The organism is Aquibacillus saliphilus (genome assembly GCF_020404745.1).
Classification (GTDB): domain Bacteria; phylum Bacillota; class Bacilli; order Bacillales; family Amphibacillaceae; genus Aquibacillus; species Aquibacillus saliphilus.
The window spans coordinates 58,336-73,020 of the sequence record NZ_JAIZAP010000014.1; the positions used below are offsets into that span (position 1 = coordinate 58,336).

At 34.4% G+C, this 14,685-nt stretch carries 14 protein-coding genes and 1 pseudogene; 8 read left to right on the plus strand and 7 right to left on the minus strand.

Annotated features, from left to right (window positions below; genetic code table 11):
• Positions 1–130: 130 nt before the first annotated feature.
• The 3 genes and pseudogenes from selB to LD272_RS14485 all read left to right on the plus strand — a co-directional run bounded on the left by selB (position 131) and on the right by LD272_RS14485 (position 3,260).
• On the plus strand, positions 131–2,029 hold the full coding sequence (selB, locus tag LD272_RS14475; RefSeq protein ID WP_226037328.1) for a selenocysteine-specific translation elongation factor: 1,899 nt from the start codon (positions 131–133) through the stop codon (positions 2,027–2,029).
• 125 nt (positions 2,030–2,154) lie between these two features.
• Positions 2,155–2,343: pseudogene (locus LD272_RS21655) on the plus strand (Rdx family protein); the annotation flags it as partial.
• Positions 2,344–3,101: 758 nt separating this feature from the next.
• Entirely contained in the window at positions 3,102–3,260 is a 159-nt protein-coding gene (locus LD272_RS14485; protein WP_226037329.1) for a hypothetical protein, read from the plus strand.
• 88 nt (positions 3,261–3,348) lie between these two features.
• On the opposite strand, the gene LD272_RS14490 is transcribed toward LD272_RS14485, so the two are convergent.
• From LD272_RS14490 to LD272_RS14500, 3 genes are all read right to left on the minus strand, one after another.
• The gene (locus LD272_RS14490; RefSeq protein WP_226037330.1) at positions 3,349–3,876 is read right to left on the minus strand and encodes a GrpB family protein; all 528 of its coding nucleotides are present in this window, start codon (positions 3,874–3,876) and stop codon (positions 3,349–3,351) included.
• Between the two features lie 74 nt (positions 3,877–3,950).
• A complete protein-coding gene (locus tag LD272_RS14495; RefSeq protein ID WP_226037331.1) occupies positions 3,951–4,259 on the minus strand; it encodes a hypothetical protein in 309 nt (102 codons plus the stop codon).
• Between the two features lie 81 nt (positions 4,260–4,340).
• Positions 4,341–4,949, minus strand: a complete 609-nt coding sequence (locus LD272_RS14500; protein ID WP_226037332.1) for a hypothetical protein — start codon at positions 4,947–4,949, stop codon at positions 4,341–4,343.
• A 149-nt stretch (positions 4,950–5,098) separates the two neighbouring features.
• Between LD272_RS14500 and selA the strand changes: the two genes are divergently transcribed.
• Together selA and LD272_RS14510 are read left to right on the plus strand one after the other, a co-directional pair.
• Positions 5,099–6,511 (plus strand): L-seryl-tRNA(Sec) selenium transferase, encoded by a 1,413-nt coding sequence (selA, locus tag LD272_RS14505; RefSeq protein ID WP_226037333.1) that lies wholly within the window; start codon positions 5,099–5,101, stop codon positions 6,509–6,511.
• A 74-nt stretch (positions 6,512–6,585) separates the two neighbouring features.
• Positions 6,586–7,110, plus strand: coding sequence for a DsbA family oxidoreductase (locus LD272_RS14510; RefSeq protein ID WP_226037393.1), 525 nt, complete (start codon positions 6,586–6,588; stop codon positions 7,108–7,110).
• Between the two features lie 253 nt (positions 7,111–7,363).
• On the opposite strand, the gene LD272_RS14515 is transcribed toward LD272_RS14510, so the two are convergent.
• The 4 genes from LD272_RS14515 to LD272_RS14530 all read right to left on the minus strand — a co-directional run bounded on the left by LD272_RS14515 (position 7,364) and on the right by LD272_RS14530 (position 9,486).
• Positions 7,364–7,867 carry a DNA topology modulation protein gene (locus LD272_RS14515; protein ID WP_226037334.1) on the minus strand — a complete coding sequence of 168 codons (504 nt, stop codon included), beginning with the start codon at positions 7,865–7,867 and terminating at the stop codon, positions 7,364–7,366.
• An 80-nt stretch (positions 7,868–7,947) separates the two neighbouring features.
• Entirely contained in the window at positions 7,948–8,415 is a 468-nt protein-coding gene (locus LD272_RS14520) for an NUDIX hydrolase (RefSeq protein ID WP_226037335.1), read from the minus strand.
• Positions 8,416–8,503: 88 nt separating this feature from the next.
• Positions 8,504–8,815 (minus strand): hypothetical protein, encoded by a 312-nt coding sequence (locus LD272_RS14525; protein ID WP_226037336.1) that lies wholly within the window; start codon positions 8,813–8,815, stop codon positions 8,504–8,506.
• A gap of 83 nt (positions 8,816–8,898) precedes the next feature.
• Entirely contained in the window at positions 8,899–9,486 is a 588-nt protein-coding gene (locus LD272_RS14530; protein ID WP_226037337.1) for a hypothetical protein, read from the minus strand.
• Positions 9,487–9,833: 347 nt separating this feature from the next.
• Here LD272_RS14530 and LD272_RS14535 point away from each other — a divergent pair, with 347 nt between their 5' ends.
• The 3 genes from LD272_RS14535 to LD272_RS14545 all read left to right on the plus strand — a co-directional run bounded on the left by LD272_RS14535 (position 9,834) and on the right by LD272_RS14545 (position 14,384).
• Positions 9,834–10,805, plus strand: a complete 972-nt coding sequence (locus tag LD272_RS14535; RefSeq protein ID WP_226037338.1) for a 2-hydroxyacid dehydrogenase — start codon at positions 9,834–9,836, stop codon at positions 10,803–10,805.
• Between the two features lie 225 nt (positions 10,806–11,030).
• Positions 11,031–11,243: a hypothetical protein gene (locus LD272_RS14540; RefSeq protein ID WP_226037339.1), complete on the plus strand. Its 213-nt coding sequence runs from the start codon at positions 11,031–11,033 to the stop codon at positions 11,241–11,243.
• A gap of 168 nt (positions 11,244–11,411) precedes the next feature.
• Positions 11,412–14,384: a sensor domain-containing protein gene (locus LD272_RS14545; RefSeq protein ID WP_226037340.1), complete on the plus strand. Its 2,973-nt coding sequence runs from the start codon at positions 11,412–11,414 to the stop codon at positions 14,382–14,384.
• Positions 14,385–14,685 lie beyond the last annotated feature (301 nt).

Here is a 14,685-nt window from a genome sequence, read left to right on the forward strand (position 1 = left end):
GTAGCTATTAGTGCTACTTATTGATGAATCGCTTGTTTTAATTTTATGTTTATAAACCATCATGCTTGAATCAGCAGCCAGCTAAGATTAAAGTGAAAGTATCAAGATATCATGAAGGCAGGTTAATGGTATGGAATCAACTTATTATACAATTGGTATGGCTGGACATATTGATCACGGCAAAACAACGTTAACAAAAGCACTAACGAACGTTGAAACAGATCGGTTAAAAGAAGAAATGGAACGAAATATTTCAATTGAAGTAGGTTATGCTCCTTTACATACAGAAGACGGGACGCATGTATCGATTGTCGATGTCCCAGGACACGAACGTTTTATTCGGCAAATGATTGCTGGTGTCGCCGGAATTGACTTAGTTGTACTAGTAGTTGCTGCTGATGAGGGTGTTATGCCGCAAACAGAGGAGCATTTGGAGATTCTCGAATTTCTAGGAGTTAAACGGTGTATTGTCGCAATTACCAAAGTGGATCGTGTAGATGAGGAAATGTTAGAAATCGTTACCCTTGATATTAGTGAGACACTTTCAAAGACATCGTTTGATAATTCATCCATGATTTATGTTGATAGTGTCTCGGGAAAAGGAGTCGATCAATTAAAAGAAACTATTTACCGAGAGTTGCAGTCTGTTGAGTATCGTGATCGTTACGGATCTTTTCGATTACCAATTGATCAGGTATTTACTGTTCAGGGTCAAGGGACGATTGTGAGAGGGACGGTTTATGAGGGTGTTGTTATGAGTGGAAGTCAGCTTTTTGTTCTTCCTTCAAATAAAAAAGTTAAGGCTAGAAACATTCAAGTACACCACCAGGACACTGAAGAGGCGCGAGCAGGACAACGGGCCGCGATTAACATAAGTGGAATTGAAAGAGATGAAATTAAACGGGGGGATGTACTCGTCGCCTCGGATCACTTTATTGTTACGGACACTGTTGATGTCGCTTTACGATTTGTTGGTGATCTAAGGACAGCAGTAAAACAACGTGCACCGGTAAAACTACATGTTGGAACGTCCGAAGTCATGGGCAGAATTGTCTTTTTTGACCGCAATTTGGTACTAGATACGGATGAAGAAGTGTTGTGCCAAATAAGGTTAAATAATCAGATTGTTGTCAGGCGTGGAGATCGTTTTATTTTGAGGAGGCCAACTCCAGTTGAAACAATAGGAGGGGGTTGGATAATCGATCCGAAAGGGAATAAATATCGTTTTGGTGAGGAAACGATTATAATGTTGGATAAAAAGAAAGAAGGAACGCCTGAAGACTTAGTTAAGGATGTTCTGAAAACAGATATGGTCGTTAACTTAGCTCAGATAATACAGGCGACATCACTAGACCCCGAACAAGTGCTTACACTCGTTAACAATGCAATAACAGAAAATGAAATGGTTCAACTTCCGAGTGAGAAATACGCACTTGCGTCAGAAGTAGCTAAAATTAAAGATAAAATAGTCAATCAATTATCTGATTATCATCAACAATTTCCGATGCGTCAGGGTATCGATAAAGCGGAATTGATTCAGTCGTTAAAATCTGATTTTCCTAAAAAATTGATTGAATTCACGGTTCAACAGCTTGTTGATAAGAGAATATTAAATCAGACTGGTAAGTATGTATCGGATATTCATTTTGATCCCCATCTTCCCAAACGCTGGAAAGTTCGAATGGAAGAAGTAATTACGAGGCTAAAAGAGGATGGGATTGCAGTTAAAAAGTGGGAAGATTATTTAACGAACACACCTTTCTCAAAGGATGAAGCGGTTGAATTAAGGACTTATTTACTTCAAATGAATCAGGCTTATCGATTAACGGATGACATGCTTGTACACAAACAAGCTTTTGATCATGCAATAAAACAATTGCGAAGTAAAACTGGAAAGTCGTTTGATTTAAAAGAAGCAAAGGATATTTGGGAGGTTTCACGTAAATATCTAATTCCATCGCTTGAATTACTGGATCAATTAAGCTTGACGGAAAGAATTGAGGGAGAAAGACGATGGGTCGAGGAGTAGAGACTCTAATCTGTAACTTTTAATGTTAGTCTAACTTTTTTGAATAATAGAGAGTGAAATGGAGGATGATTCTTATGAATTTTTCAGTGGCGATAGAATTTTGTATGCAGTGAAATTACGCACCAAAAGCCGCAAGTTTTGCGGAACAATTATTTACCCATTACCGAACTAGTATTACGTCGTTGGAGCTCATCCCAAGCTCTGGTGGCGCATTTGAAATCACTGTAAATGGTGAGAAGGTTTATTCTAAATTAGAGACAAGAAAATATCCGCTAGTTGAGGATATTATAGAGAAAATAGACAAACAAGCTTAATAATAGCAAAATATCGCTTAGGGAATTTCCTAATGGGGTCACCTGTAAGGTGCAAAACAGTAATTGGTAAGTTGAATCTCGCATAATTTCATTAATTTCACCATTAAATTCACAGTAAAAAGTGGCTTGGAGAAAAATTCAAGCCACTTTTCTTTCTGATTTCTGTTGTTAAACTAAAGTCCGTACTTTAATAAACCTGTAAAATGTTAAATTTAGAAAGAGCAATAGCAATTTCAGCCTAAATACGATTGTCCTTCCTGATCAGTTAGGTACGTCTTTTGAGACAACAAGAAAAGCTATAACCCTCTATTTTATGCTGTAAAGGTTAGGAAGACCGAAATAATTGCAAAACAAAGTAATCCCCACATTACAACTATTTTACCTATGTCACTTTTAAAATATAAGTAAACCAACCCCACATAAATAAATGTAGCTATAGAAAAAAATACGATGCCAGATAGTAACTTTTCGCTTGTGTAATTACCGAAGACAAAATGTAAAATCAGTATAGGATACGATATGATAGCAATCAGATAGTGCAGTTTTTTTATTTCCACCTAATTCCTCCCTGTAAAGGTTGTTGTTATTATCTACGATTAAAATAGGTTAAAGATACAAACAATATAGTTATTCTTACTCAACTAAAGGCAAATTACTCGAACTTAACTTTTTTAATTGAAATTCGCTCAAATACTCTGGACATACAAAACGTTCTTTTGTAAATAATGAGATTGTTTAATAAAGAAGGAGGGCTTGTAATGCAACAAGAAAAAAACGTTAAAAGGAATGTGGATTCTATTATGAAACCAGAATTCGCAGGAACTAATGCACGAAAAGTAAAAAAAGAAATTCAAAAAGATGTCAGCGAAGGACAAGGTGCAATGACTTCCCGAGAGGCAGGCGGAATGCAAGATTAAAAAACCACCCTGAGTGGTTTTTATTTTTTGATTCAATTGCAATTTGTGCTTAAGTACAGACAAAATAGAACCGCCTTTTAAAGCTAGTTCAATAAGGGTTTCTTTTTAAAGCCCAATTTTTTGCTTTTTCAACTAATTGATTAACAAACTCTTGTTTCTCAGATTGATACTTATGATGATCATCAGGAAACTGTTTTGCTAATTTTGTTTTTAAGTCCCCATACCTTTTTGCATCCTCAGGATGTTTAATTAAAAAGTCTTTAAAATCCAAGTGTGTTTTTATACTTTCATTACCTACTTGAAAGATATGTACATGATGGGTTCTATTTTCCTTCCCCTTTGGAAAGTACCTTCTTCCTATAATTCCATTCTCACCTTGTGGTTGATACCCATATTCACCTAATACTTGATTATATAAATCAACTTTTTCAATATCTTTAACAACAATCAAAATATCTATTATAGGTTTTGCGTAACCTATTGCTGGTATAGACGTACTTCCAATGTGAAAAATATCAACCAATTGTTCATTAAATATTTTTTTAAGTATTTCTTCTTCCCGACTATACGTTTTATCCCATTCTTCAGTCCAAGGAAGTATTTTGGTCTTTCTCATCGCGTTTATCCCCTTAGTTATTTAATTTTAATAATTCATTTCGGTTAATTCTCTGATTGAAGTAATCCGTTGTTTTAGCACACTGTTAGGTTTACAACGCCCAATATAAACGGTGAAATAATGAGTATTATAGAAGTGAAAATAAGTGTAAGGGAAACATTCTTCGACAATTTCTTTTTACCGTTTCCTTTATACCAACCGGAGAATTGTAATTTGTTTCTATATAATATAAAAAGTAAAACTAGTATTGCTAGTGCACCGAACCACGAATAAGATTCAGTTGTTTCATTGATTGTATAAATATTTCCTATAATAGCCCAACCTAAGCCGCCAAGAAGCCCAAAGATAATAATTATACGAAGCAATTCTAATAATGTTCGCATTCTTTTACACACCGCCCTTAACTGATTTATTGCACTTCTGAATTGAACGCATTAGGAATTTTCTTGAGTGGTTTTAATTAATTATGGATGGAGTGATTGGTATTTGTTGCTGTAGATTGGACTTAACATAAAGTGTTTTCCTTCTCTACTATCCAGATTTTGCATAGTAAAACCACTATTACCTATTTCTAAACGAACAGCATTTAGTGTGTTTATTTTTTGGTCTAATTCAACTGTAAATGTAACTTTCATTTCATTCATATCATCGGTCATATTAGACATTTCCATTTGTTGCACTTGATATTGTGAGCTGTTAATTGTGATTGTCATGGTGTCCATATCTAAATCGGATTGATCACCTGTGAAGGTTCCCGAATTAGTTATATTTGAGTTATCTTTGTTGTACGGGAATGAGAAAAAGTGATCTACTTTCCCTAATCTTAATTGCCAGTCAAAAGAAATCCAATTTGCTTCGAAATACCAAGGCATGTTCAATTCCACTGTTTCCCCAAAGCTATCTTTGTTTCGGAAAGGAAAATGTCCAATATCGGTAATTTGATAGGATGAATCATTTATCTCAATAGTTTTATTTACTGAATAGGTTTCAAATTTCAAAAAGTGATGATAACCGAATACCAATAAGATAGAGACGATAACTGCAAGACACACCAGTAAAGTCTTCTTTAACATCGTTAGCCTCCTTTTTTTTGAGGAAGTACTATGTTATCTAAGTCTAACACAAATATTAATCCGATTATCATGGAAACACCGAGTTTCATTGTTTGGTGTTACTAGCTCTAACACTTATAATAGAGGTGTATTTGTAGGGAGGTAAGATTATGAAGCATTTATTGAGGGAATTACCGCCAGTTCACGAATTGCAAAAAAGCGACCGATTTACTGATTTAGTTGAAAAATCATTGATTAATGAGTCTCAAGTGACTAAGGTCATTCAAGGGGAGCTGGACGATTTAAGGGACAAGTTGTTAGCTTGCAACCTTCCCATTGAAAATGGCAGCAAACAAACTTTCATCGAATACATATGGAATAACACCGAAGAGAAGGTGCGGAAATTCCAACAAGACCGACTCGTACGTGTGATTAATGCTACAGGTACGGTATTACATACAAACTTAGGACGGGCAAGATTGAGTGAACAGGCAATTAGTCATGTGGCAAGTGTTGCTGGTAGTTACTCTAATCTTGAGTATCGGATTTCTGAAGGAAAACGTGGGTCTAGACATGATATTCTGGAAGATTTATTGACGGAAATTACTGGTGCTGAGGCTGCGATGGTTGTCAACAACAATGCAGCTGCTGTTTATTTAGTATTACGCGCGCTCGCAAAAGACAAAGAAGTAATTGTTTCTCGTGGGCAACTTGTTGAAATTGGTGGCTCATTTCGTGTTTCTTCAATCATGGAGGAAAGCGATGCACAGCTGGTAGAGGTGGGCACGACTAACAAAACACACTTGTATGATTACCAAAATGCAATCTCTGACAATACAAGTATGATTCTCAAAGTACATACAAGTAATTTTAAAACAATAGGATTTACTGAATCAGTTTCAACTGATGATCTAGTGAATTTAAAAAATCAACACCCCGAACTTATTTTTTATGAGGATTTGGGAAGTGGTTCTTTGTATGATTTTAAAGAGAGTGGTATCGGTGATGAGCCAGTAGTTAGAGATGTAATCAAATCTGGTGTTGACCTAGTATCGTTTAGTGGGGATAAATTACTTGGTGGACCACAAGCAGGTATTATTGTTGGGAAAAAAGAGTATATTCAAAGTTTGAAAAAACATCAATTAGCAAGAGTGCTTCGTGTTGATAAAATGACGTTTGCCGGACTAGAGAAAACTTTACGTGCTTATCTATCTGAACAGGCTGCTGTTGATGAACTTCCAACAGTTCGAGACATTTTAAAGACTGAAGAACACATACTAGAGCAAGTGAACCTATTTAGTAGTCAGATGGGAGAGCTTAGCGAACCATATAATTTGGAGATAATAAAAGGCAGTTCACAAATTGGTGGAGGTACGATGCCTGGAGTTGAGCTTCCAACTTATCTAATTGCTGTTAAGCATAAAAATAGTTCAACAGAAGAACTAGCTAAAAACCTTAGAAATGGTAAGCCGTCAGTCGTTACAAGAATTAAGGATGATAAAGTATTACTGGATTTTCGAACAATAACAGAACAGGAAATGCCAGAACTACTAGAGAGATTCGGCAGTCTTGTTCGATGTTAGTTTATAAAATAGGAGGAATAGATATGACAAATAGAATTACGGTTTATTCAGACTTTTTATGACCCTTTTGCTTTATCGGGAAGATCCCGCTTGACCAGTTGGCCAAGGAGCATAATGTAGAAGTGGAATGGAAGGCATTTGAGCTAAAACCAGAGGGAGTGGAAACACCATCTCACCCGCCAGAGTATTATGAACAAGCCAAAGCGAATGTTAAACAAATGTCAGAGCATTATGGTGTGGAGATGAAGTGGAATGATAGGAGTAAGCATTCCCGTCACGCTTTAGAGGGTGCGAAATTCGCTGATGAACAAGGACTTGCCAATGAGTATCATGACGCTGTATTTAAAGCACACTTTCAACAAGAAAAGACAATCAATGAAATTGATACACTAGTGGAAATTGCAGAAAGTGTTGGTCTTGAACCCACTCGTTTTAAAGAGGCTCTAGAAACACGTGAGTATGAGCAACAAGTAATAAATGAAACAGAAGAAGCACACCAAATGGGTATAACTGGTATTCCTTGCTTTGTTTCTGGAACAAAAGGGGTTATGGGTGCTCAAACCTACGAGACACTTTTACAATTACTAGAGGAAGCATAAATACTGTAACCTTTATGACATTTTTAGGGCTTTCAACGAACTCAAAGATAGGACTTTACGTGGAGTAGTGGGCTTAATCGGATTGGCTTTCTGATGAAACAACGGCTTCAGTCTTTCATGACCAGTCAATGCCCACAGATGCTTCACGTCAAGTTCTTAAACACTTATCTTGTCTTGATGCATGATTCAAAGAGAAAAGGTGTATTACATTAGCAATATACTGTAGATAACTGCTAAATAGTTGAATAAGTCATTAAACCTTTTCTAAAAAGATTTGAACCTCTTTCGGGGATATTAAAATTATAACCTGTTTATCTTTAGACAATTGTTCAAGCCTATTTAAAATTTTTGGTCTTTTAGTTTTTGAATAATCCCATACCCATTTAAAAAAATCTAACTCAAATCTTTCCTCGCAACCTTCTCCCATATCTGGTCTTGTTTTATTTCTATACTTCATTATTCTTTTGAAAGCACGGTAGACGCAAATTACTCTGTGAATATCAAGAAAAACTATTGTATCAGCTGCATTTAGTCTTATGTCCATTGTCCCGCCATAGTTTCCATCAATAATCCATTTTTCTTTTTTCACTAAGTCATTTTGGACCTTTCTTTGTTCATCTTTTGGAATCCCTACCCAGTTAGGTTTCCAAAATAAAGCATCTAGATGGTAAGTATTTATTTTAAGCTTTTCTCCTAATTGTCTTGCAAGTGTGGATTTTCCTGAACCTCCTGAACCAATAAGTACAACCTTTTTCATAAATCTCCCTTATTAAACAATCCTACTTCATAGTTGAACAAGAAGTGCAATTCCTTATTCAAGGTAAGCTATCCGTCAGTCTAAGTGAAATTTTCACAAACTTGCTCATTATAAATATTAATTGGGTATTGGTTCTTTTTTAATAAATTATTAATTATTTGCTTTAATACCTGTGGTTCCCGTAAGTCTTCATTCTCAAATTTTACAAGGTCACTTACCTTAATCCACTTACTGTCAGTAATTTCATCTTCTTCGAGATTTATAGAACCTCCAGTAACCTTACCAATAAAATGAAATAGAATAACTTGATTGTTTGTACTACTGATAAAATTATATACACCAGTAGACCCACACAGTTTTACGTCCAATCCTGTTTCCTCTTTTACTTCCCTATGAGCTGAATAGAGAATGTCCTCACCATATTCAATACGTCCACTCGGAAAATTCCACTTTTCAATAGCAGTAGGTTTATTCTCCTTTATAATCAAGACTTCATCTTCATTAAAGATTGATACGCTTGCTACTAAAATAATTCCATCTTGATACATCCTTTTCTCCTCAATTCTTTTTGAAAATCACCTTTATCACTAGTTGAATAAATCCGTCACTTTAACGCACTCCGTTAGCGAAATATTGTTACCAATTAAAAACTACCATTAAACTAATTGAAACGAGAAAAACAACAAAAAAGAAAGGGAGGTAATATGATTTTTCTTCTTGTGGTTTATGTTTTCTTTCATAACTATTCCAACCAATAAATAGACCTAAAAACATTCCTATAATGCCTGAACGTAAGATTGAAACTATGTATTCCATTATAGGTTTATATGTAGTTTGATAAACACCATCGCCTACCTGTGTAACATCTTTATAATTAACCAACAAAATAGAGATTGCCAATCCAAAAACTAATCCATATATACTTGATTTTCTTAATCTTTTTTCCATAAACTGCTCTCCCTTTTCAAAATTTATCATTGTGCTTAGTACAATATCGGTCACTTTGACGAACACCTATTAGCTAGTTTTACTTAAAAAGTGGATACAACATTACCATCAGCATTAACTCCACGAAAAACAAAATTTCTAATCTCAGAATGTAGTATTGAGGTATAATGTGCCGTAACCCCGTCTTTAACATCCATCTCTACAAATAAAGTTGATTGCTCTTTTACTTCTTTTAATGATAAATCTTTCCCCTCTAAATTTGCTTCATTACTAACAATAACTTTCACAATGTCTTCATCAAGAACTTCTACCGCAAAGAGTGCATCGTAAACTTTATCTTTCTGCTGACTAGCCAACCAAGTAGTTTTCATCTTTTCATCTGCTGTTTCAGCAGCTAGACCATTTACCGAGGTAGAACGATATAGAAACCAAAAATTATTTTCTATAAGTTTGACATATTTATTTAGACCTGTATCCCAAACAACAACCTTTTTGTTTTTGAATTCCTTTTCGAAGACTACTTTTCCATTTTCATTTGGTAATGTATGTCTAATTGCAGAATACTCTGTCCAAGAATATCCTCCTAAGAAGGAAGGACCGAAATAAACTATTATCAATAGTAATACTAAGATAGTAAAATAGCGTTTCTTAAAAATACTTTTCCCCCTCATTCTGTATTCGCCTCCAAAATGCAAATGTAAGTTTAAGTGTAATCGTTCACAATATCTGTATTTATTTTAACATAACTATTAATAATAACTTGTAAAATAAGACAGGAATTAAATGATTTCAATGTATTGGTAAATTCATTATATCAATAAAAGATAACAATCAATTTACATTGCATTTTTAAAAGTTTGTGATAGGTAACGGAATCCGTTAGTAAATTTGCTCATTCTTTCTTTTAGATTCAGCTTTAATGGAAATTTTGAAGGATTCACTTTATTTATGTTGAATTCTTAAAAGTAGGCGGATATAAGGACTACCTATGATAAAAGAATAGAAGGAGCATGCAATTATGAAACCTAAAGTACTTATTACTGAGCAATTACCTAGTGAAATAATTGATTTTATTGGCGAACATTGTAACTACTCCCTGTGGGAACACGATGAAAAAATCCCGAGAGATGAACTGCTAAAAAGAATTGAGGATGTAGATGGCTTACTAACATCTAAAGATTCGGTTGATGAAGAATTACTTGCGAGAGGGAAAAATTTAAAAATTGTCTGTGATGTTGCTGTTGGTTACGATAACTTTGATATAGAAGCAATTAAGAAGCACGGAATTCTAGCAACACATACACCATTTGTCTTAGATGAAACTGTTGCAGACTTAGTGTTTGGGCTTGTACTCTCTACTGGTAGGAGACTAACTGAGCTTGATCATAATGTGAAAAATGGAAAGTGGGATAAGCCTGTTGGAGAGGACTGGTTTGGTACCGATGTGCACGGGGCTACGATGGGTATTATCGGAATGGGGAGAATAGGCGAGAAAGTAGCTAGAAGAGCAACTCTTGGTTTTAATATGAATGTTCTTTATTACAACAGGACACAAAAACCTGAAGTGGAAAAAAAGTTGAATGTTACGTATTCAAGTTTGGAAAATTTGTTAGCGAAATCTGATTATGTCGTTGTATTGACACCACATACAGATCAAACACACCAGTTAATTGGTGAAAGAGAATTCAATCTAATGAAGGAAAAAGCCTTCTTTATAAACTGCTCTCGTGGTCAAGTAATTAATGAACAGGCTTTAATTAATGCTTTGCACGATAACCAAATTGCCGGCGCTGGACTTGATGTCTTTGAGCAGGAACCTATTAATAAAGATAATCCCTTACTGGGAATGAATAATGTCGTAACACTACCTCACATTGGATCTGCGACAATGAAAACTAGATTTGATATGAAGATGTCAGCCGCTAAGAGTCTAGTAGCAGGTGTAACAGGAGAAACGCCAATGTCGATAATTAAAGAACTGGGTAATTAAGATTAATTTTATCAAGTATTAAATAAATATCATTTTCAGACAACCCATTCTTTTAATTTAGAATGGGTTTGTTAAATTTTCTATTGGAAAATTATATAGATTTACTATATTCTATTAAAGAGTTGTTCTATTTTTGTTGAGAAAATTGTTTTTATAAAAGATACTATTATTTGGTGTCATATCAATACATAAATTTGGATTTATTTTTCTAAGTGAGGTGGAACTATGGATTTTATGATTGAATCAATGCAGTTACCTGTAGATAATCTAGTGGGCATATTACTATACGCTATCATCTTTATGATAGTAGCAGGAATTATTCCAGTATTAGCACTTACATTCATCCCTAACCGATTACCATACACGCTGAAGAGTGCGATTGTAGGAACTATTGTAATTATTAGTCTACTATTATGGTGGAATATGATAGTAACGTAAAATGTTAACGGACGGTATTCAATTTAATGATAAAAAAAACAAAAGCAAAGGCTCTTAACTAGAACCTTTGCTTTTTCAAACTAAAGTATTCACTTTCTATTACAGTTACAAAGACTTTTATTTAATAATATGGTACATTGTGATAAATCCATTTTCAGGAGGCTTTTGATGCGGTTTAATTTCTTGCAAAGCAGAAAGAAAAAAAACAAAAATAAACCTGCAAATATAATAGAGGTAACCAATTATAATCAGCATGCATTCCAAGAACTTTATGATAATCATCCTGATGCCGTTTTTCGGATGGATACAAAAGGACAATTACTTAATTACAATAACTCTGTCAAAAGCATCTTTGGCTATTGTGATAAGGACTTAGTGCAGGACTTTACGATAAATTTTGCCGAAGAATTTCAGTCAAAGAGAAAAGAGTCTTTCGAACAAGCCTTAAAAGGAAAGGCACAAAATTATCAAGCAATTATTTTTGATAAAAATGGACAACCAGTTGATGTTGATATTACTTATGTCCCAAGTATTAATAAAGAAATGCAAGTGACAGCCGTGTACGGAATTACAAAGGATATCACAGCGCATGCTGACGTTCAAAAAGAGCTAACCAAAGTAAGAACTAACCTCGAAATAGCACAACAAATTGCCAAAATTGGAAGCTGGGACTATGATTTTTTCACTAAACAAGTGTATTGGTCTGATCAAACTTTTCATCTTTTCGGTATTGAGAAGAAAGAAAATTTTGTACCTAGATATCAAGATGTATTTTCCTTCATGCATCCTGATGATCATAGCAGGTTTCAAAAGATATTTGATCATGCTATTAACAATGTAATAGGATATGAAATTGAGTATCGCATTATACGGAATGGGACAATAGTGCACGTCTACGATCGGGCTGAAGTGATTGTTGATGAAGATCAAAAGCCAGTGCGCATTGTTGGAACACTTCAAGATATCACAAGAATAAAGGATATAGAGCAGAAATTGGTGGATAGTGAACAAAGATTTAAAAATATTTATGATAACTTGGAAGCAGGGATTTGGTCTTTTGATGTGGTGAATCAAACATTTAATTTAGTATCTCCTGGTGTTCAAGTTGTAACTGGATATACAACTGAAATGTTTAAAGACGTAACTTCCTATGCTGCCATAATCCATGAAGAAGACGTTACAAAATATTTGCAACCGCAACACAAGTTAGCAAATGGTGAATCATTATATCATCAATATCGAATCAATCACAAAGAAGGACATGTTGTTTGGGTACAAGATCAAACAATTCCGGTTTTGGATTCTGATGGCAAACTTATTCGATTAGATGGCATTATAACCAACATTACCGAATATAAAGAATCCGAGGAAACAATTAAACACTTGGCTTATCATGATTACTTAACGGATTTGCCAAATCGAAGACTCTTCGATCAAACAGTTGATACTCTTATTGAAGTATCTTCACATTCACCTAATGATCAGAGATTTTCTATTATGTATTTAGATTTAGATCGTTTTAAAACGATTAACGATACGTTAGGTCATGAAATTGCGGATAAATTTTTAAAACAATTTGGAATTCGAGTGAAAACCATACTTAAAGAGAACTCATTACTAGCTAGGGTAGGTGGCGACGAATTTGCCATAGTTGTATCAAATTTTGACGTTGATGACTATCCTGTAGAATTGGCTAAGAACCTAATCACTAGTTTAAAGGATCCTTTTATTATAGATGGTTATGAGCTCTATATTACTACCAGTATAGGTATTAGTAATTATCCAAGTGATGCGAATACTAGGGAAAAATTGATAAAAAATGCAGATGCAGCATTATACCGTGCTAAAGATAGTGGGAAAAATAATTACCAGATATATTCCTCTTCATTAGACATTGAATCGTATAAATTATACACAATCGAACGTGATCTTCGGAAATCTATAGTAAATGATGAATTACGCATTTATTTCCAGCCAAAAGTAGACCCAATTACTGAAAAAATAGTTAGCGCTGAAGCCTTGATTCGATGGGAACATCCAATTTGGGGATTAATTTCACCAGTAGAATTTATTCCAGTTGCAGAGGAAACAGGATTTATTTTAGAAATTGGAGACTTTGTGCTTGGTCAAGTATGCACTTTCATAAATCAGTGGAAACAAAAATCATTACCTATTGTTCCAATCTCTATAAATGTTTCAGCTCAACGATTTCTGAAAAACGACTTGATGGAAACTGTAACGAATACGCTTGATAATTCAAACGTTGATCCAAGTTTATTAGAAATTGAGATCACCGAGAGTACACTAATTCAAAATGATAAATCGGTCCGTGTAGTTATCCAATCTTTAAAAGAAAAAGGGATTAAAATAGCGTTGGATGATTTTGGTACAGGATATTCATCATTAACTTACTTAAAGGAATATCCAATCGACACAATTAAGATTGATCGAAGCTTTATTCATAATATCAATAAGAACCGCAGTGATGAAACTATTGTCAAGTCGATTATTTATTTAGCTGAAGGGCTAGATAAAAAAGTAGTCGCTGAGGGAGTAGAGACGCTTGAACAGCTTGAGTTTCTCAAACTACAACACTGTCATGAGATACAAGGCTATCTGTTTAGTAAACCAGTCCCTGAATCCGACTTTCAACTGTTATTGGAAAAAGGGTACTTAAAACCCTGTGAGAGCTTGAGCTTCGATAAACCTGTTCGTTCTTTGAAAGATGAATCAATTGATTTACCTTATCCAATTAGTACTACCATGTCTCTAGCTACAATAAGGGGCAGAACAATGAAATTAGGAAAAACCGAAGTATTAATAGAGAAGATAGACCATCAAGGTTTTATATTTTTGTCGACGATACATTTACCTGTGCGTAAAGATATTATTTTGAAATTCGAAACCAAAATTTTGAACCAAGATATCACAATGTTAGGCTATATTGTCTGGCAACAAGAGAAAGATGATTTATACCAATACGGAATTTCTTGTATTACCGATGAAACTGCACAAGTAAATCTAAAACACTTGCTAAATGAGTATAAAGTTAAACTAACAAATAACTTGAATTTACCTGATGATAATTTTGTCAAAGAGAATAAATTAGCTTATCTGTTGAATAAAAAGGTTCTGGAATAAAACGGGACAGATTAAAATTTATAAAAAAACAGCCTAAATTATTAAGAATGACTGCTTTTCCATTTAATTATTGAAATGGAAAAGCAGTTTTTTGTGGTCTAGGAAACATAAAATGGACCACGATAGAATTACTTCGAAATGGTTTTGCGACGAGTAACCGCAGGATCAGCTACCCCGACGGAGGTCTTAAGACAAGCCTTATCACGGGATAGAACACCTCGACGTGGCTTGTCTTACTTTTGTTAAAATTAAAACACAGGTATTCGGGCTCTAATATGATACAATTAATAATCTATAATTC